Consider the following 21,103-nt stretch of genomic DNA (forward strand, 5'->3'; position numbering starts at 1 on the left):
TTTCTAATTTCTGGTTTTAAAAATACCCCAAAGCCTTAATGTTGCATAATTACGGATAAACACATTACCATATTTCTATTTATAACATTTAAACATTTCCGTCCACTTTTCTTTCCAGTATTTACTTATCTTAGTCCCTTAAAAAAATTGTAGATGTACTTTTTAGGCTTTACTTGGAACCCCGCCGATACACTTTTCAAAATTGGGGTATTACAAATAAAATATTACAATCTTCTCTGGATAATTGCTTTCGCTTTAGGATGGTACCTAATGAAGAAGATCTTTTTAAAGGAAAAAAAATCCCTTGAACAGTTAGACTCCCTTTTCATATACACTGTTTTGGCTACCATGTTGGGCGCTAGACTGGGTCATGTAATCTTTTACGATTGGCCTTATTATCAGAACCATGTGTTGGAGATTTTGCTACCTATAAGAGAGAGTGCAGACAGCACCCTTTTCGGATTTATAAATGGTTATGAATTTACCGGATTTACCGGCTTGGCCAGTCATGGTGCGGCCATTGGAATCATAATAGGCATGTACCTCTATACCAGAAAATTTCCTGAATTTAAAATTCTCTGGATTCTGGATAGAATCGTTATACCAGTGTCTATTGGTGCTTTTTGTGTACGATTGGGAAATTTCTTCAATTCCGAAATCAACGGCAAACCTGTAGAAAAATCTTATGCACTTGCTACAAGGTTCGTACGTGACTCTGATGACATGCCCGCCTACAAGGCCTTGTCCATTACCAAAGAAAAAACAGTGAATGCCGCCTACAATCTTATTGAAAAAGATCCTAGGTTTTCAGAATATTTGGAGGCAATACCCTATAGGCATCCAGCCCAACTATATGAAGGTTTATGTTACATTTTCGTCTTTGCCATTTTGTATTTTTTATATTGGAAAACTGATAAAAAGGAAAAGCTTGGATACCTTTTTGGTGTATTCTTAGTACTATTATGGACGGTGCGTTTCTTTGTGGAATACGTAAAGAAGAGTCAAGGCGGCTTTGAGGACTCCCTTGGGTTATTATCTACCGGCCAGTGGTTGAGCATACCATTTATTCTGGTAGGATTCTATTATATTCTTAGACCAAAACCCGGAACATCAAGAAAGTAGACAACACCTAATTACAGATCCAAAAAACTCAGAATCTTTGCAAAATGAGAAATAATAAAATCTATCTAATTTTAGTTGTTGTTTTTATTATCCAATTGTCCTGCAAGGAAGAAACTAAAAAAGTAATTAAAACAACCCCTATTACCTTCAAAAAAGAAGGCGACCTCCGCATCCTGAAAAAGGAATCGGATTCCCTTATCATCAATTTGGACATTGAGATAGCGGATACTGACTACGAAAGGGAAACAGGTCTTATGTACCGTAGTTCAATGCAATCTAAAGAAGGGATGTTATTTGTGTTTGATGATGTGTCCATGCACTATTTTTACATGAAAAACACCGAGTTTCCTTTAGATCTCATTTTTGTGGACGATCAAATGCACATTGCCAGTTTTCAAAAAAATGCACAACCTCTAAACGAGAACAGCCTATCGTCCGAGGTGCCAGTAAAGTTTGTTTTGGAAGTAAACGCCGGAATGGCGGATAAGTGGTCCTTGGAGATTGGGGATTCAATATCCTACGAGAAATTACCATAATCCCTAGTGGGCCAGAAGTTTACTTAAAAAGTAGTTCTGACTTTACGGTTTTGATTCTCTTAAAACACTTAATTTAGTGAGCTTAACCAACAAAATGACCATACCATTGTCCGCTACCAGAAAAGCATACCTCACCTTAATAATTTTTGCCTTAGCCCTGCCCTCCGCTGCCCAGAAGAAAAATGAAGCCTTTCAATTAAATATAAGAAAGACCAGCTCACCCATTGAAATAGACGGTACCGGTAACGATAAGGCCTGGCAAGATACCGATGTGGCCACCAACTTCTATATGGTATTGCCTATGGATACCGGAAAGGCCAATGAACCATCGGAAATCCGCATGACCTATGACGAAAATAACCTTTATCTATTAGCCACTTTTTACAACGCTACCAAAGGCTCTTACTATGTAGAGTCGTTACGAAGGGATTTTAGTTTTGGAAAAAATGACAACTTTCTGTTGTTTATGGACCCCTTTAACAATCAGACAACTGGCTACTCCTTTGGCTCTAATGCTGCAGGAGCACAATGGGACGGAACCATGTATGGTGGAGGAAGTGTTGACCTAAATTGGGACAGTAAATGGATCTCGGCAGTAACTAGCGATGATGAAAAATGGATATTTGAAATGGCAATTCCCTTCAAATCCATTCGTTATGAAGACGGGGTTACGGAATGGGGCATCAATTTTAGCCGGTTAGATCTAAAATCGGGCGAAAAATCGAGCTGGACCCCCATTCCTAGACAATTTCCAACCGCTTCACTTGCCTATACCGGAACCTTGGTATGGGATTCGCCCCCACCTTCCCCGAAAACAAATTTCTCGATTATCCCTTATGTCTTGGGTGGAATCAGTGAAGACAGGGAAAATAACAGCAAGACCCAGTACGATAAAAAAATTGGAGGCGATGTTAAATTCAGCCTCAGCACTTCCTTGAATTTAGACCTCACAGTGAATCCAGATTTCTCGCAGGTTGAAGTAGATCGCCAGGTCACCAATCTAGACCGATTTGAACTTTTTTTTCCCGAAAAAAGACAATTCTTTTTAGAAAACGGAGATCTATTTGCCAATTTTGGGTATGCTACCATACGTCCTTTCTTTTCCAGAAGAATAGGTTTAGGGGTACCCATAAGAGCTGGAGCTAGAGTAAGCGGAAACCTAAATAATAAATGGCGCATGGGGCTAATGAACATGCAAACAGCCAGTGTAGATGAAACAGGACTACCTAGTCATAACTTTGGCGTACTCTCCTTACAAAGAAAAGTTTTTGCCCGATCTAGTATTGGTTTAATGTTTGTAAATAAAGAATCCATCAATTACCCACAGGATACCGATTCCCTAAGAACACTTTTCCCTAAGTTCAACCGAAACTTAGGCTTGGAATACAATTTGGCCTCCGCCAATAACCAATGGACAGGGAAAGCGTTTATCTTGAAATCGTTTGCACCCAATAAAAACGGTAATGGCATTACCCAAGCAGCCCATTTGGAATACAAAAGTCGTAAATGGAATTGGCGCATACAGGAAGAATCGGTAGAAGACAATTATACCGCTGAGGTGGGGTTTGTTCCTAGAAATGGGTATATGAACATTACTTCTTATGTAGGGCATTTATTTTTTCCAAAAAAAAGTACCATTTTAAGCCATGGGCCTAAAATAAGCACTAGCTATTTCTTCAATGAAAAAGTGGAGCGCACAGACAATATCAATCTTTTTGAGTACCTGCTGGACTTTAGGGACCGTTCCAAATTAAACGTTGGTGTAACCGACGAATACGTAGAATTACTATCCCTTTTTGACCCTACAAGATCAGGAAAGGAATCCCTGGATATTGGAACCCAACATCATTGGAACGCCTATACTATAGATTTTATTTCGAAACCCCAAAGTATGTTCACTTATTCCATGGGGGGGCGTTTCGGAGGTTACTATTCTGGAGGCAACAGAACAAGCCTTATAAGTGAAATAGGGTACCGTTTTCAACCCTTTGTTAGCTTAAGCACTAATTTAAGCTACAACAACATCAACCTACCTTCACCTTGGAACAATACAGAATTTTGGCTTATTGGTTCAGAGGTAGATGTTACCTTTACCAACAAATTGTTCTTTGCCACTTTATTCCAATACAATGAACAATCGAAGAACTTTAACCTAAACTCCCGTTTTCAATGGCGCTATAAGCCAGCTTCTGACCTATTTTTAGTCTACAGCAACAACTACCTTATAGAACCTTTTGAAGGGAGAAACTGGGCATTGACTTTAAAATTCACTTATTGGTTCAACAAATAACGTCAGCAATCCGCCAAAACTCCCTCGATAAATTATTTTCTTTACAAAGCATAAAAAGACAATATTCATGACTCACAAAATACATTGGGCCGTATTTATAAATAACAATTCCCAAAAAGATCTCTTTATAAAAAATGTTTTGGAAGGTGATCTCCCAAAAGGATTTGAAGATCTTCAGGATTTAAAGGGCGCCCTATTTTCCAAAATAACATTGAATGAGTTTATAGATGAAGAGGAAAGGCACGGGATTAAGATAATTAATCAAAATACCCAACAAAGCCTAAAGACGATGTCCAGTGGAGAACAAAAAAAGGCGCTATTGAAATATATATTTAATGTAGCGCCGGATTTTATTGTTTTGGACAATCCCTTCGATAATTTGGATAAAGACTCCCAAAACGACTTAAAAGCATCTCTTGGCCTTATAGCCAAAAACACTTATATAATCCAGTTAATAAGCAGAAAAGTAGATATCCTACCCTTTATAAATCATAGGATGATATTGGAAAACGCTTCAATAAGATTGCTTTCCGGCGACCTCAAGACAGATAAAAAAAGTGCTTCATCTATAAATTCCTCCTTCACGGGAAGAATTCCCAGGCCAATTACACCTACAGACTTTAATGAATCCGTTTTAATAGACTGTAAGGAAATTAGCGTAGCATATGGTGATAAAAAAATACTGAAGAATATTAATTGGACCATAAAGAAAGGGGAGTTCTGGCAACTTATAGGTCAAAATGGAAGTGGAAAATCAACGCTATTATCCATGATTACCGGGGACAACCATAAAGGATACGGACAGAAACTATACCTTTTTGGTCAACAAAAGGGAACCGGAGAAAGTGTTTGGGATATAAAGAAAAGAATTGGATACTACACCCCTTCCATGACCGATAAGTTTTCAGGTCTGCATTCGGCCCTAAACATGGTCATCTCTGGAATGAACGACTCCGTTGGACTGTATTTAATCGCCACCGAAAATCAGAGAGCACTTGCCAAAGAATGGCTGATTATTTTGGACATGTGGCACCTAAGGGATGTTCATTTCGCCGACCTTTCAACAGGACAACAGCGTATGATTATGACCGCCAGGGCCATGATAAAACATCCGCCACTACTAATTTTGGATGAACCTACAGCAGGTTTGGATGATGAAAGCGCACTGCTTTTTATAGCCCTAGTAAATAAAATAGCTAGAGAGAGTACAACTGCCATTGTCTTTGTGTCGCATAGGAAAGAACCTGGATTGGAACCACAATATCTCTACGAATTAAAATTATCGTCCGAAGGATCCATTGGAAAAATCATATAAAAAAAGGCCGCTGATCAGCGGCCTTTTTTTATTATACATGATAAGAGACTTATTTCTCTTCGTCACCAATTTGTGTTTTTCTTTTCAAAGTATCGAACATTACCGGAGTTGCAATGAACAAAGATGAATAAGTACCTACAATAATACCTATGATCATTGCGAACATAAACCCTCTTAAGGATTCACCTCCGAAGATAAATATCGCCAACAATACCACTAAGGTAGTCATGGAGGTATTCAAGGTTCTACTCAAGGTACTGTTTAGTGCCAAGTTGGTGTTTTCACCAGCCTTCCAGCCTTTCTCGGCAATAATTTCCCTAATACGGTCGAACACTACCACCGTATCATTCAATGAATAACCAATAACTGTCAATATTGCAGCGATAAAGGCTTGGTCAATCTCCATATTAAAAGGCATTAGTTTACCAAAGATAGAGAATACACCCAATACGATTAAGATATCATGGAATACAGCTGCAACCGCACCTAAAGAGAACTGCCATCTACGGAACCTAAAAAGAATATAAAGGAACACTACAGCCAAAGACCCAATAATGGCCAAGAAGGCGTTCTTTTTAATATCATCCGCTATAGTTGGACCCACTTTAACCGATTGAAGGATTCCAATCCCTTTTTCACCACTACCGATAGTAAAATCATCAAAACTGGTACCATCGGGCATATATTTCTGTAGGGAAGTATAAAGTTTATTCTGTATTTCATTATCAACTTCTATTCCTTCAACATCTACTTTATAAGCAGTGGTAATTTTTATTTGATTTGCCTCGCCATATGTTTTAACATTGGTGCCGCTACCGAAAACTGTATTTAGTTCCGAAGCGATTTCAGACGGGTTTACCATTTTTTCAAATCTCACAGTGTAAGAACGTCCTCCAAGAAAATCTACCCCTTGCGGTATGCCTTGGGTAAATAATGAAAATAGACCTATGCCCACCAAAATTGAAGAAGCTATATAAGCAATCTTTCTTTTGGCCAAGAAATCGATATTGATATTCTTGAAAAGATTCTTGGTCATAGCCGTGGAGAAATCCAATTTTTTTCCTTTTCCACTCACATACCAATCAACCAAAAGTCTGGTGATGAATATGGCCGTAAACAAGGAAGTAACAATACCTATTAATAAGGTGGTAGCAAAACCCTTAATTGGTCCTGAACCAAATATAAATAGTATAAGCGCCGTTAAACCAGTTGTAATGTTGGCATCCAATATAGAAGAAAGTGCATTTCCAAATCCATCTGCTATTGCCTGGCTCTGCCCCTTCCCTTTCGCTAATTCCTCTTTAATACGTTCAAAAATAAGTACGTTGGCATCTACCGACATACCTATAGTCAATACAATACCGGCAATTCCCGGTAAGGTTAAAACAGCATTTAAGCTCACCAATACTCCAAAGATCAACATGATATTTAGAAGAAGGGCGATATCTGCAAATATTCCGGCTTTACCGTAGTAAAAAACCATCCATACCAATACAATGGCCATAGCTATCATAAAGGAAAAGAATCCACTGCTAATAGCTTCTTGTCCTAAGGAAGGACCTACAATTTCCGATTGAATGATCTCTGCAGAAGCAGGCAGTTTACCTGCCCTTAAAACGTTGGCAATATCTTTGGTCTCATTGATGGTAAAAGTTCCTGTTATCTCTGAGCGACCACCTGAAATTGGTCCTGATGAAACACCTGGAGCGGTATAAACCTTATTATCCAAAACGATAGCGATACCAGTCTGATTATTAAAGGCATCACCTGTTAGTTTTTCCCATTCCTTTGCCCCCTTGGTATTCATGGTCATTGAAACCGCAGGTTTGTTATATTGATCAAAAGTATCCGAAGCATCAGACACAACATCACCGCTTATTCTCGGTGTATTATCCCTGTTGGATTTTAAAGCATATAATTCAACAACTTCCGAACCTTCTGTTGGACGTTCCCATACAAATTTAACGAACTGTATATCTCCCGGAATCAATCGACGTATTTCCTTCATCCTAAGGTATTCGCCTATTTTAGCCGTATCCTGAATAGCCGCGCTAACCAAAGCATTTCCGTTAGGATTAGCTGGGATCAATAAACTAAACAATGGGTTAACGTCTTGGGAAAAATCCAATGAATCTTGAGCAACATCTGACAATAAGGAATCCAATTCGGATTCTGGTTTTACTATAACTTCAGGTTTTTCTACTTCGACCAAAGTCTTTAACCTTTCGTTAGCTGTTTGCAAGAAGTTGCTTAAACTAGGGTTGCTCTGCTTGTAAGTTTCCCAAAACTCTAACTGAGCCGTACTAGATAACAAATCCTGTGCTCGTCCAATATCCCTTGCTCCTGGCAATTCCACCAAGATACGACCAGAATTACCTTCACGCTGAATATTGGGCTGAGTTACACCGAAACCATCAATACGCTCACGAAGCACTTCAAAAGCCGAAACAATGGACTCATCGATCTTAGTCCTAATGATCGGTTTAACCTGATCATCCGACATTTGAAAATTAATGACATCGCTCAAACCTTTGTTCGCAAAAATATCTGGAGAAGCCAATTTTGCATCTCCTTTTATCTTTTCAAAAGATTCAAAAAACAGTTCTATGTAGGTAGCATCACTATTCTTGGAAGCGGCATCGGCATCGGCCAATGCTTTATTGAAAACCGGATTCTTTGTATTGTTGGCCAGACCTTTTAAAATATCCTTTACAGATATTTGAAGGGTAACATTAATACCTCCCTTTAAATCCAGACCTTTATTTAGCTCCTTTTTCTTAGCTTCATCATAAGTGGTAAATCCCAAAATTGAATTTCCTCCTATAGAGTCTAAATATTTAGCTTCTAGAGCTTCCCTTTTCTCAAGGTAATCTTGCTCAGATTCCGAAATTTTGTTCGTAGCAAAGACAACTGAATCCTTTTCTACTTTATTGGTAATAAAAGTGTAGGATAGCTGATAAATACTAACTAGCCCAAACAAAAAAGCAAAAAGCTTTATAAGTCCTTTATTTTGCATTGGTTATATTATTTTAAAATGGTATTCTTAAATAGCGTGCAAATATATTATTTCCCTTAGGAACTAACAATATATTTATCAGATTTATAAAATAAGGGCATCCGCCCCGTTCCGATGGTCTTCGGAAACCTTTGGGACGGATGCCCTAAATACTGGTCAACCCCTGTGAATTATAAGGTCAATAAGCTATTTGTCTTTCTTACACCTTCTGCACTATCTTTCATTTTCGTTTTCTCTGCTTCGGTCAAATCTATTTTTACGATTTTTTCGATGCCATTTTTACCTAATAGTACAGGAACACCAATGCAAATATCATTTAAATCGTACTCACCTTCCAAAAAGGCAGAACATGGAAACATCTTCTTCTGATCGCAGGCAATAGCCTGTACCATGGAAGAGACTGCAGCACCAGGTGCGTACCAAGCACTAGTACCCAACAATTTGGTAAGGGTAGCCCCACCAACTTTTGTATCCTCGGAAACTTGCGCCAATCGCTCTTCCGTCAAAAATTCGGATACCTTAATACTATTTCGTGTGGCATGGGCCGTAAGAGGCACCATTCCTGTATCACTATGACCGCCAATTACCATTCCATCCACATCGGAAATAGGAGCTTCCAATGCTTCGGCCAATCTGTATTTAAACCTAGCGCTATCTAAAGCACCACCCATTCCTATAATCCTGCCCTTAGGTAGATTAGTTGTTTTGTGAACCAAATAGGTCATGGTATCCATTGGATTGCTAACTACAATCAAAATTACATTAGGAGAATGTTCAATTAAATTTGAAGATACCGTTTTTACAATACCTGCATTTATTCCAATTAATTCCTCACGGGTCATTCCCGGCTTACGAGGAATACCCGATGTAATAATAGCAACATGGCTTCCAGCTGTTTTGCTATAATCATTAGTAACTCCAGTTATTTTGGTATCAAAACCATTTAAGGAAGCTGTTTGCATTAAATCCATGGCCTTGCCTTCAGCAAAACCTTCCTTAATATCCAACACAACTACTTCTGATGCAAAATTCTTTATAGCAATGTACTCTGCACAACTTGCGCCAACAGCACCTGCCCCAACAACGGTAACTTTCATTATAAGGTTCTTTTAAGTTAAATTTTATCCCCAAAAATACTGATTTTAAACAGAATAATACCACCATATTGTTAGAAACCACCTAATTTTTATTAGATGGTAGATTTTATCTTTTTCACAAGTTTATGCAAAAAAGAGCGTCTAAATAAGCTATTTCCTAGTTTATACTCAACGTAATAAAAAGACCTTTTATCGAAAAAAGTTAAAATAAGGTTCCATACAACGAATTAATACAATACATAACTGAAAGTACACGTTCAATACTCAGTACCAAATCTTAAGAAAATTCCTACAAAATGAAAAAAGTATTTTCATTCTTTGCAATACTTGCTATCCTACTAGCAAGTAATTGCACCAGAATTACAGAAAACAATGATCCGGTGATTGGGATATGGTCCCACATCTCCGCAGATGGTGGAACCACCCAAAAACAGGGCGTTACCCTGAGGCAGGAATGGATTTTTAACGATGCCTACCTAGGTAGGTACCATACCTATCAAAACAAGGAGCTAACTATTATTTCTGATTTTAAATGGGTCCGAAAAGACAGCCTATACGTTATTTCTTATCCTGGTTTGGAGAAGGAAGAAGATATAGTGCTTATAATCGAATCTGAAGACGGAATAATACTAGCCGATGATGACGGTAATGTATTGGCAATAAGGGAATAAATTATAAGGGTAAATTTTGGATTTATCTAAATCCAAAATTTACTCCTAAAGTAAGGTTGTTAAATTCCGCCAAGGAATAATCGGCATGCAACCTAAAGAAACCAAGTTTCAATTTGGCGCCCAAAGTTCCCGAAACTCCACTTGCCTTTCTAGTTAAAGAAAAAGGATCTATATAGGTTTCCTGAAATGGGCCTGATTGCACGCTGTAGGTACCCAAAATATCCGTTGTAGATTTCCCGGAAACATATCCTATGCCTCCATAAAAATTAATGATCGGAAGTTTAGTAGAGGCGATTGCCTGAAAGGTTAAAACATTAATATCCACATCTATCTTCTGATCGCTACCGTCTACAATATTACTATTGGTAAAATCGTAAGTGGCATTCAATTGCGTATAACCCACTACAGCAGAAAGTGCAACTGGTAATATTTTATCTGCAGGTAACAATTTAGAAAAGTCGTACTGAAGACCCACCCCGTATAATCCCAAGGCAACATCATCTGTATCAATTTTAGGCAAAAACCTCGCCTTAACCTCCAACCCTTTTATTAAACCTACACTTACCTGTAAAAAGGCCGTAGGAATAAAATTGATATTTTCTGAAGCCAGTCCCGTAGGCAATTCAAACTCCTCTCTTGTAGTTATTGGCCCAACGTCCCCTTCCACAAACACACGGATGCCTTCCAAATCCCCTAAAGCTGTTGACACTGGTCTAGAACTACTACCATCTACAAACTGAAGATTTTCATAGTCGCTTGTATTTAAAACAAAGGACTTTTTATCCTCCTTATTCTTAAAAGAGGTCATATTTCCTATTATCGAAATCTCAAATCCCCCTAAAGGCTTTGAATCAGCGGAGTTGTACCACCCATTTGACAAACTATAGATTGCGCCTTCAGATACAGGCCCAAAATAACTATCAGAAAATTTTTCCGCATCATTAATCCCTGCAGCAAATAATTCATTGACATTGGATTGCGAAAATCCCATTGCACTTAAAAACAAAATACTCGTTAAAAATATATATCTCATAACTAATAGATTTTGGTTAAAACTAAAAAACTCGCACCAATGGTGCGAGTTTTTGTTGTGTAAACACTATTTTTTATGCATCAATGTTTGCATAGACGGCATTTTTCTCAATAAACTCTCTTCTTGGTGGTACTTCATCTCCCATCAACATAGAGAATACTCGATCTGTCTCAGTAGCATTATCAATAGTAATTTGTCTTAATGTCCTAAATTCAGGATTCATTGTTGTATCCCATAATTGTTCTGCATTCATCTCACCAAGACCTTTATAACGCTGAATACCTACACTACCATTAAAACTATCGGCAATTTCATCACGCTCCTTATCGTTCCAAGCATACCTTTTCTTGGTGCCTTTTTTCACCAAGTATAGCGGAGGTGTTGCGATATACACATGTCCACCTTCAATCAATTCGCGCATATACCTAAAGAAAAAGGTAAGTATTAAGGTTTCAATATGACTTCCATCCACATCCGCATCACACATAATCACTACTTTGTGATAGCGCAATTTATCCAAGTTCAAAGCCTTACTATCATCCTCCGTACCTATAGTTACTCCAAGTGCTGTATAAATATTCTTGATCTCCTCATTTTCGAATACCCGGTGTGGCATGGCTTTTTCAACATTCAGAATCTTACCTCTAAGAGGCAAAATGGCTTGAAAAGCCCTATCCCTTCCTTGCTTAGCAGTACCTCCCGCAGAATCCCCTTCCACAAGAAAAACTTCACAATTTACTGGATCTTGGTCAGAGCAATCGGATAATTTTCCCGGCAGGCCGCCAATACTCATTACTGTTTTACGCTGTACCATCTCCCGGGCCTTGGTAGCCGCATGACGGGCTTGAGCCGCCAAAATCACCTTTTGGACAATAATCTTGGCATCATCAGGATTTTCCTCCAAATAATTGGTCAACATCTCGGAAACCGCCTGACTTACAGCTGCAGACACCTCCCTGTTACCCAATTTAGTCTTAGTCTGGCCCTCAAACTGAGGTTCTGCCACCTTAACAGAAACTATCGCCGTAAGCCCTTCTCTAAAATCATCACCTTGGATCTCGAATTTTAATTTGTCGAGCATACCGGACGCATCCGCATATTTTTTCAAGGTACTGGTTAGGCCCCTTCTGAAACCGGACAAATGTGTTCCGCCTTCATGGGTATTTATATTGTTTACATAGGAATGCAAGTTTTCGGTATAACTGGTATTGTAGGTCATAGCTACCTCAACGGGGATATCGTTCTTTTCCCCTTCCATAGCGATAACATTACGGATCAATTGCTCACGATTACCGTCTAAAAATCGGACAAATTCCTTTAATCCCTCATCTGAATAGAAGGTTTCGGAAAGAAAGTCACCCTTCTCATCTTTTTCACGTTTATCGGTCAAAGAAATAGTAACCCCTTTGTTCAAAAAAGAAAGTTCGCGCATTCTGTTCGCCAAGGTCTCATAGCTAAATTCTATGGTCTGGGTGAAAATGGTCTCGTCAGGATGAAAGGTAACCTCAGTACCGCGATCCTCAGATTCCCCGATGCTTTTTACCGGGTATAATGATTTTCCTCTTTCGTATTCTTGTTCCCAAATTTTTCCATCCCTATAAACGGTCGCCCTTAAATGGTTGGATAGTGCATTCACTACTGATACACCAACACCGTGGAGTCCACCGGAAACTTTATAGGAATCCTTATCAAATTTACCCCCTGCACCAATTTTGGTCATTACGACCTCTAATGCGGAGATGCCTTCTTTTTTATGTAAATCTACAGGAATACCCCGTCCGTTATCTTTGGTAGTTACCGAATTATCCTCATTAATGGTAACGTGGATGGTATCACAATAGCCTCCCATAGCCTCATCAATGGAGTTATCGACCACCTCGTATACCAAGTGATGTAACCCTCGTACACCAATATCCCCAATATACATGGACGGACGCATGCGTACATGCTCCATTCCTTCCAATGCCTGGATACTATCTGCGGAATAATTATTCTTTTTTTGCCCGTCTTTATTAGCTTCTTCGCTCATAAATAAATACTTATTTCATTATAATTTTAGCAATCCTACAAATATACGCAATACCCTATGAAATATAGGGTTGATGACCCCTATTAGTCACTAAGTTATCAACAAAAATTGTGGAAAAATACCAATCGATTTAAAAGCCACCGAAGCGGGTTATTACACTCCATACCAACCCATTCCATATAAAGCGTGTAACGGAAATAATATGAAGAGCACTAGAAGTAAAATCTACTTAAAACACCCGAACAGATGAGTGCTTATTAGCGCGTAAAACGAAGGGTCCGTGATTCCATTATCCACCCTAACTGCACACCCAATAAAATTAAGGCCTGATGTTCTTTAATATTTTAGAAGTGACCGAAACATTACTTTCCAATTCGATGTCATTTACAGCTGTGAATTTAATTGTGACATATAATAGTCTAAATCCATGCCAAGGTTCAACAGGATTCCTTTAAACAATTGAGGCACTCCATATGGGGTGCCTCTTGCATTTTAAATAAACTAAAAACTCGATTGATCGAACTCTTGATATCTAACCCAGAAGGATTATTTTACATAAGCATCCGAATGAACCTTAGAAACTGCCCTACCGGACGGGTCGTTCATGTTTTTAAAGGCCTCATCCCATTCCAGGGCAATTCTGGTACTACAGGCAACCGACGGTTCTTGCGGCACACACAGTGCCGCTGCATCGGATGGAAAATGTTCCTCAAAAATTGAACGATAATAAAACTCTTCTTTAGACGTAGGTGTCTGTAAAGGAAATCTGTATTTAGCATTTGCCAATTGATCATCCGTAACTTCTTTCTGAACAACCTCTTTTAAGGTATCTATCCAGCTATAACCAACCCCATCTGAAAATTGCTCCTTTTGTCTCCAGGCAACGCTTTCTGGCAACATATCTTCAAATGCCTTCCTCACTACCCATTTCTCCATACGCTCGCCGTTGATCATCTTATCCTGCGGATTGATTCTCATAGCTACGTCCATAAATTCTTTATCCAAAAATGGCACACGCCCTTCTATACCCCAAGCTGCCAAAGATTTATTGGCTCTTAAACAATCGTACATATGGAGCTTATCCAATTTACGCACTGTTTCCTCATGAAACTCCCTCGCATTTGGTGCCTTATGGAAGTATAAATAACCCCCAAATAGTTCGTCCGCTCCTTCTCCTGATAAAACCATTTTAATACCCATGGATTTAATTACTCTGGCCATAAGATACATAGGCGTAGAAGCCCTAATAGTAGTTATATCATAGGTCTCAAGATTGTAAATTACATCCTTGATGGCATCCAAACCTTCTTGGATGGTAAATTTTATCTCGTGGTGTATTGTACCTATATGTTTTGCCACTATTTGTGCCGCTGCCAAATCGGGAGAACCTTCCAAACCTACCGAAAAGGAATGTAATTGTGGCCACCAAGCATCAGTAGTGTCGTCCGATTCAATTCTTTTCTGAGCGTATTTCTTTGCGATGGCCGAGGTTACAGAAGAATCCAATCCTCCTGAAAGCAGAACACCATAAGGAACATCGGACATTAGTTGTCTATGAACCGCCGCCTCCAAGGCTACTTTAATAGCCTCAATACTAGTCTCGTTATCCTTTACTGCATCATATTCCATCCAATCCCTAGAATACCATCTTTTAAATTCCCCATCCTTGCTATGTAGGTAATGCCCCGGAGGAAATAACTGTATTTTAGTACAAGTTCCTTCCAGTGCTTTTAATTCGGAAGCTACGTAAAATGTACCATTTACATCCCAACCTATATATAATGGAATGATTCCCATATGATCTCTAGCGATAAAATACTCATCTTTTTCCGCATCATAGATAGCAAAACCAAAGATACCATTCATTTCATCCAAGAAGTCCACTCCTTTTTTTTGATACAATGCCAATATCACTTCACAATCCGACTCTGTTTGAAAATTATAGGTTCCAGCAAATTGCTTACGCAATTCCCTATGGTTATATATTTCACCATTAGCGGCTAATACCAATTTTTTATCCTCACTAAACAAGGGTTGTTTTCCTGAAGCTGGATCCACAATAGACAAACGTTCATGAGCCATAACAGCCTTATCGTTAGAATATATCCCACTCCAGTCCGGCCCCCTATGCCTAATTTTCTTAGACATTTCCAATAATTGAGGCCTTAAAGTCTCTGTACTCTCCTTTACATCAAATGCACATACAATTCCACACATATAATAATATTTATGTCAATTTTAAAGCAAATATCAACTTTATATATACATAATAAAATATAAAACGTCTTATTAGTTATAAATAGAAACCATTAATTCGTATATGACAATAAATTATCACAATACAAGGGATTTCACTTACAGCAACCCACTATTTTGTAAGTTGTCTAAAAATTACCGACTTTTAATTCAAAATAAAAGGAATACTACTTAAATTTGACAATCTCTAAAAATGAAAAAAATGAAAAACTTATTTACAATTACACTTATGGTTCTTGCTTTGGCTTTTAGCCCTGAAGCAACAGCACAGAAATTCAGTGGATTGGACAAGAGTCCTGCAGACATTGCCTCTTATCCAACAGATTATAAAGTTTCACAGAAATTGGTTCGAATCACTTATAGTCGCCCACAACTTAAGGGACGATCAATTTCCGAACTTGCTCCTGCCGGAAAAGTATGGAGAACCGGAGCTAATGAAGCCCCTGAAATCATTTTTTATAAGGATGCAACTGTAGGAGGAAAGTCTGTTGCCGCCGGTACTTATTCCGTATTTACTATCCCAGGCGATAAGGAATGGACCGTAATTTTGAACAAAAATTTAAATCAATGGGGTGCATATTCCTATCAGGAAGGTGATGATGTAATTAGGGTTCCTGCTAGTGTCAGCAATGCCTCTGAATCATTGGATGCTTTTTCAATTGCATACAAAGACGTAGACAATGGCGCCCATATGGTTCTTGGATGGGGAAACACCAGGGTTTCTTTGCCTATTACCTTTTAATAGAAACCAAGTCTCTAAATAAAAAAAACCGAAGTTTAGAACTTCGGTTTTTTTTATTCCTATCCCTAAAGCAAAAGGTCATGGGTCATCAAGGATAACATCAAAGTCTATTCCGGATCCAATCGTCTTTCTCCGCTCAATTTAAAGATCCCTTCTTCTGAAGTGGCCTTTCCGCTTATTTTATCACCTTCAACGGTGAAACTCACGGAGACCAATTGCCCGTCAAGATTAAGGGAAAATGTCAATGTATTTTCTTTTACCACAACATCATCAGCTTTACGCTCTCCACCTGGCAAGGCAACAACAACTTTTAGGGAACCTTCTTTTTTAGAAATAAATAAAATGCCCCTAGCATACTCATAAGGCACATTTTCGGCCGAATATTTCCAATTACCAATAAACTTTTCCTCGTCAAAAGAACTGGAATCATTACTAACTTCTACATCCAATCTATTTACAGCTGCATAGGCCAGAGTAGAAAAACCAAACAGCATGGTACATGCTAAAAATCCAAATTTTATAATTCTTTTCAAATTTCCCATTTATCAATTTTTTTTAAAATAATTACTTTATACTCTTCTAAATTTACATAATAATTGCTTTCCATGGAGTCATGAAATAAATTTTAATCCTTGTTCCATTTTAAGTTTACACCTACATAAGAACATCCTTTGGTCCATATTTATTGTCTAAATTGCCATCAAAATAAAAATTCCAATTGCTCTGGAAACTATGAGTGAAAACCATCTCCCTAATAAACTTCCCTCCAAAGCTCAACTTTTACAGCACGAGATAGATGTCCTTCTACTTGAAATTAGCGACATAAAACAAAAAACCTTAGCTTTTGAAAACGTTCTTCGTGCGAAAATTGAAGATGAATTAATTCAGGAACAGGAACTTTCTATACTTTACAAACAACAAAAGAAAGCAAAGAAGGACAAAAGATGGGCCCAGAAAAAGTGTGGCAAAAAATATCAGGAACAGGAAGCAGTCCAAATAACTAAAAGTATACCATTACCCGAAAAAAATTCAACGGAACAACTACAGAAAAAGCGCTTATATCGAGAGGCCATGGTACAGGTGCATCCGGATAAATTTTCTATGCAAAAGGAAAAACTGGAGTTTGCTACCGAAATAACGGCCCAACTTATAGAAATATATCAATCTGGGGACCTTATGACCCTTCAGGCATATCACGCACATATTTTTAATGGCAATACTTCTTTACAACCTATAGCCGGGCAAGCACTTAGCAAGGATTCAGGATTTGCATATATGCAAATGGAGCTTACGAAACTCCGAGAAGAATTATCGCAAGTCAAAAATCGACAGACTTATAAAGTGTTGACTGAATATGAAAATCCAATGACCTTTGTGGATGAATTAAAGTCTTACTACAAAGACAGACTTAACAAACTCAGAAAAAGGACAAGAACTAAATAATAAGGGAATTCGCTATTATTCCATAAAAATTGAAGTAACAAATACTTCAACTATTTAAATACCGAAGGTATATGTATTCAAAATAAGTATAGGTTCAATAAGTATAGGATTTTAGTAAGTAGTGCTTTTGCCATTTACCGAACAAATTAATATATAAATAAAATTTCAAATGTTTGGAATTGAGCTTTTTTTTAAATTTTATGGACGACTTATTGAAATATTGAGTGATACTATATTTGGTATCCCGACCCTGATCATTCAAAAGTTGGTAACACTTATAACGCAGATAGGGGGCAAGGTTTCGGCCCCTAAAAGAATGAAAGGTCCACATATTAAATAGATACGCTTCATTCCCTTTGATCCGGAATAGGTTACCCTTATAATCCAAATCCTTTAGGCCGATGAACATATAGGCCGCAATTTCGCCATTATGTTCCAACCCCATACATAATTGACTATTCTCATAATTCACCATCAAATTTTCAATATTAAAATTGTCTATGCCTTTACTGATCAATTTCATTTCATCCAGACTTAACTCCCTAAAAATGAATTCTGAAACATCTCCTTTAATTTTTGGTTCCGTACATTCTTCTGCTTCTTCTTTGACCCAATAATAAGGCGTGATTACTATCCCAATACGCTCCAAACGATTTTTCAGGCCAAATAAAAACATACCATTTTTTATGATATTCCAAAATCTTTTGACCGTTGATATTTTTCTGCTTTCCTTTATCTGCATGTGTTATTAAATTAATCCAATTTTTCGACCATATTTTCCGTTTCCAGGTTCCAGTTTCATTTTCAACCTAAATTCTTGAGGCGACATAACCTCTCTATCATTAGCCTTAGCTATAGTATGAATTCTATTTAGTAAATCTATATTTGTAGCCAATTTGGTCCTGGCCGAATTAAACCATATGTTATCTTCCAGTCCTACCCTTACCCCAGCGCCAATAGCTATTGCCAAGGAATTCATCTTCAATTGTTGATTTCCTATACCTGCCAAACTATAAAATGAATTCTTGGGAAGGTCCCGTATCATAATACCAGTATGCAAAAGATCTGCCTGTGCACAAGCAATATTCCCAAATAAAAGATTAAAATAGTATGGCCCCTCTATAAGTCCCTTCTTCTGTAAATATTTGGAATAATTAATCATTCCAATATCAAATACTTCCAATTCAGGTACAATACCCCTTTCTTGCATAATAGCTGCCAAACCCTGAACCGTTTCAGGAGAATTTACACTGGCTGAATTATTGAAATTTAAAGAACTTAACGTTAAGCTTCCAAAGTCCGGCTTTAAAAACCCTTCCAACAACAGTGGATCCGCCCTAAATTCCAATTTATTTATATTTCTCCCACTAAGGGATACACAGATAACTAAGTAGGGGGCATGTTTTCTAATACCTTCAATAATTTTAGCATAAATCTCCTTTTTGTAAGTTGGCTCTCCAGAAATAGGGTCCCTAGCGTGTAAATGCACCATGGTTATACCAAGTTCAGAAGCCTTAAGAATATCCTCAACTATTTCAGAAACGCTTACCGGAACATGTGGAGTCATCTTTTTGGTTGGTATCATTCCCGTAGGCGTAAAATTTATTACTAATTTATCATCCATTTCACTTGTATTAATCAAAATAAATGTAACCAATTGAATTAGAACCTTATAAAAAAGCTAATATTTTTCGACCTTACTACTTTTATCTTCGTTCAACTGGGCAACAAAAAGTATATGAAACCGTCCTAAACTTGATTAAAATTTAGCTTTAGGAAACTATCCGATATTTTGAGATGAGACTAAAATTCACAACCTAGTATTTAAATAGTTAGTATATCCTGCTTTTTCATAGTTTTGCAAACTTAAAATTGTAGTATGATTTCTGTAGATGCAATAGCAGTAGAGTTTAGTGGGGATACCTTATTTAGTGATGTTTCTTTCGTTATCAACGAAAACGATAAAATAGCCTTAATGGGAAAGAACGGGGCTGGAAAATCGACCATGATGAAGATTATTGCGGGAGAGCAAAAAGCCAACCGTGGCCATATTCGTTATCCGAAGGACTCCGTAATCGCCTATCTGCCCCAGCACTTACTCACAGATGACAACTGCACCGTTTTCGAGGAAGCATCCAAAGCTTTTAAGGAAATCTTTGGCATGCGCGATGAAATGGAACGTCTAAACAAGGAATTGGAAACCCGCACCGATTATGAATCGGACGCTTATATGTCCATCATTGAAAAAGTGTCGGATCTGGGGGAGAAATTCTATGCCTTGGAAGAAATAAACTATGAGGCAGAGGTAGAAAAGGCACTTGGGGGACTAGGTTTTAAACGCGAAGACTTTCATCGACTTACCAGTGAATTTAGTGGTGGATGGCGCATGAGGATAGAGCTAGCTAAGATATTATTACAAAAGCCGGACCTCATACTATTGGATGAGCCCACTAACCACGTGGATATTGAATCTGTAATATGGCTTGAGGATTTCTTATTGAATAAGGCCAAAGCCGTTGTAGTAATCTCGCACGACAAAACTTTTATAGACAATATCACCAATAGAACCATTGAGGTTACCATGGGCAGGATTTATGATTACAAGGCTAATTACACTCATTACTTGCAACTGAGGGAAGACCGGAGAAGCCACCAAATAAAGGCTTATCAAGAGCAGCAAAAATTTATAGCAGACAACCAGACATTCATTGATCGGTTTAAAGGCACCTATTCCAAGACCAACCAGGTAACCTCCCGAGAACGAATGTTGGAGAAATTGCAGATTATAGAAATTGACGAAATAGATACATCTGCCCTAAAATTGAGGTTCCCCGCTTCTGTACGATCCGGTGACTACCCTGTTACCGCTGAAGGACTTTCTAAAAGTTATGGCGACCATGTAGTATTTAAAGATGCCAATCTTTCCATTTCGCGCGGAGAAAAGGTTTCTTTCGTAGGCAGGAACGGTGAAGGAAAATCTACCATGATCAAAGCCATTTTAGGTGAAATTGAGGTAGACGGAAAATGTAGTTTGGGACATAATGTAAAAGTTGGCTATTTCGCACAAAACCAAGCCTCCTTGTTAGACCCTGAACTTACAATCTTTCAGACTGTGGATGAAGTGGCAGAAGGAGAAGTGCGTACACAGATCAAAAACATTTTAGGCAGATTTATGTTTGGCGGAGATGACTTGGAGAAAAAGGTAAGTGTACTTTCCGGAGGAGAAAAAACAAGATTGGCAATGGTGAAATTACTCTTGGAACCTGTAAATCTTTTGATTTTGGATGAGCCTACCAATCATTTGGACCTAAAATCCAAGGACGTACTTAAAGAAGCACTTCTGGCCTTTGACGGTACATTGATCTTAGTTTCCCACGACAGGGATTTTCTACAGGGACTATCTCAAAAAGTATTCGAATTCAAGGATAAACGGGTCATTGAACATTTTGAGACCATAGACGCCTTTTTAATACGTAACCGAATCGAAAATTTAAAGGAAATAGATTTAAAGGCCTAATTGGTCTTTTCACAATACCCAACAATCACCTTAGGG

General features: G+C 38.1%; 16 protein-coding genes. 8 read left to right on the plus strand and 8 right to left on the minus strand.

The features are described from left to right. Positions 1-153 precede the first annotated feature (153 nt). The 4 genes from lgt (at position 154) to CWD90_RS01295 (ending at position 5,263) form a co-directional block, all read left to right on the plus strand. Positions 154-1,122, plus strand: a complete 969-nt coding sequence (gene lgt, locus CWD90_RS01280) for a prolipoprotein diacylglyceryl transferase (RefSeq protein ID WP_103474110.1) — start codon at positions 154-156, stop codon at positions 1,120-1,122. 44 nt (positions 1,123-1,166) lie between these two features. Beyond that, positions 1,167-1,658, plus strand: coding sequence for a DUF192 domain-containing protein (locus CWD90_RS01285; RefSeq protein WP_103474111.1), 492 nt, complete (start codon positions 1,167-1,169; stop codon positions 1,656-1,658). 76 nt (positions 1,659-1,734) lie between these two features. Next, positions 1,735-3,948, plus strand: a complete 2,214-nt coding sequence (locus tag CWD90_RS01290) for a carbohydrate binding family 9 domain-containing protein (RefSeq protein ID WP_239986427.1) — start codon at positions 1,735-1,737, stop codon at positions 3,946-3,948. Between the two features lie 67 nt (positions 3,949-4,015). Next, positions 4,016-5,263, plus strand: a complete 1,248-nt coding sequence (locus tag CWD90_RS01295) for an ATP-binding cassette domain-containing protein (protein WP_103474113.1) — start codon at positions 4,016-4,018, stop codon at positions 5,261-5,263. Positions 5,264-5,312: 49 nt separating this feature from the next. Here the strand turns inward: CWD90_RS01295 and secDF are convergent, their stop codons facing one another. Beyond that, positions 5,313-8,279, minus strand: coding sequence for a protein translocase subunit SecDF (secDF, locus tag CWD90_RS01300; RefSeq protein WP_103474114.1), 2,967 nt, complete (start codon positions 8,277-8,279; stop codon positions 5,313-5,315). A 170-nt stretch (positions 8,280-8,449) separates the two neighbouring features. Beyond that, positions 8,450-9,376 (minus strand): malate dehydrogenase, encoded by a 927-nt coding sequence (locus CWD90_RS01305; RefSeq protein ID WP_103474115.1) that lies wholly within the window; start codon positions 9,374-9,376, stop codon positions 8,450-8,452. Positions 9,377-9,672: 296 nt separating this feature from the next. Here CWD90_RS01305 and CWD90_RS01310 point away from each other — a divergent pair, with 296 nt between their 5' ends. Beyond that, positions 9,673-10,047, plus strand: a complete 375-nt coding sequence (locus tag CWD90_RS01310; protein WP_103474116.1) for a hypothetical protein — start codon at positions 9,673-9,675, stop codon at positions 10,045-10,047. 22 nt (positions 10,048-10,069) lie between these two features. On the opposite strand, the gene CWD90_RS01315 is transcribed toward CWD90_RS01310, so the two are convergent. The 3 genes from CWD90_RS01315 to asnB form a co-directional block, all read right to left on the minus strand. Next, positions 10,070-11,080 (minus strand): DUF6588 family protein, encoded by a 1,011-nt coding sequence (locus CWD90_RS01315; RefSeq protein ID WP_103474117.1) that lies wholly within the window; start codon positions 11,078-11,080, stop codon positions 10,070-10,072. 73 nt (positions 11,081-11,153) lie between these two features. Further along, positions 11,154-13,109 (minus strand): DNA topoisomerase (ATP-hydrolyzing) subunit B, encoded by a 1,956-nt coding sequence (gene gyrB / locus CWD90_RS01320; protein WP_103474118.1) that lies wholly within the window; start codon positions 13,107-13,109, stop codon positions 11,154-11,156. Positions 13,110-13,655: 546 nt separating this feature from the next. After that, positions 13,656-15,326, minus strand: a complete 1,671-nt coding sequence (gene asnB, locus CWD90_RS01325) for an asparagine synthase B (RefSeq protein WP_103474119.1) — start codon at positions 15,324-15,326, stop codon at positions 13,656-13,658. 241 nt (positions 15,327-15,567) lie between these two features. On the opposite strand from asnB, the gene CWD90_RS01330 reads away from it, so the two are divergent. Next, positions 15,568-16,107, plus strand: coding sequence for a DUF2911 domain-containing protein (locus CWD90_RS01330; protein ID WP_103474235.1), 540 nt, complete (start codon positions 15,568-15,570; stop codon positions 16,105-16,107). Between the two features lie 107 nt (positions 16,108-16,214). Here CWD90_RS01330 and CWD90_RS01335 read toward each other — a convergent pair whose 3' ends face one another. Continuing rightward, positions 16,215-16,649 (minus strand): hypothetical protein, encoded by a 435-nt coding sequence (locus CWD90_RS01335; protein WP_103474120.1) that lies wholly within the window; start codon positions 16,647-16,649, stop codon positions 16,215-16,217. 190 nt (positions 16,650-16,839) lie between these two features. On the opposite strand from CWD90_RS01335, the gene CWD90_RS01340 reads away from it, so the two are divergent. Then, the gene (locus tag CWD90_RS01340; protein WP_103474121.1) at positions 16,840-17,550 is read left to right on the plus strand and encodes a hypothetical protein; all 711 of its coding nucleotides are present in this window, start codon (positions 16,840-16,842) and stop codon (positions 17,548-17,550) included. A gap of 94 nt (positions 17,551-17,644) precedes the next feature. Here the strand turns inward: CWD90_RS01340 and CWD90_RS01345 are convergent, their stop codons facing one another. After that, positions 17,645-18,292: a GNAT family N-acetyltransferase gene (locus CWD90_RS01345; RefSeq protein WP_103474122.1), complete on the minus strand. Its 648-nt coding sequence runs from the start codon at positions 18,290-18,292 to the stop codon at positions 17,645-17,647. A 6-nt stretch (positions 18,293-18,298) separates the two neighbouring features. Next, positions 18,299-19,174: a BKACE family enzyme gene (locus CWD90_RS01350; protein WP_103474123.1), complete on the minus strand. Its 876-nt coding sequence runs from the start codon at positions 19,172-19,174 to the stop codon at positions 18,299-18,301. A gap of 255 nt (positions 19,175-19,429) precedes the next feature. Between CWD90_RS01350 and CWD90_RS01355 the strand changes: the two genes are divergently transcribed. Continuing rightward, on the plus strand, positions 19,430-21,067 hold the full coding sequence (locus CWD90_RS01355; protein WP_103474124.1) for an ABC-F family ATP-binding cassette domain-containing protein: 1,638 nt from the start codon (positions 19,430-19,432) through the stop codon (positions 21,065-21,067). Positions 21,068-21,103: the final 36 nt, after the last annotated feature.

The organism is Arenibacter catalasegens (genome assembly GCF_002909235.1).
Classification (GTDB): domain Bacteria; phylum Bacteroidota; class Bacteroidia; order Flavobacteriales; family Flavobacteriaceae; genus Arenibacter; species Arenibacter catalasegens.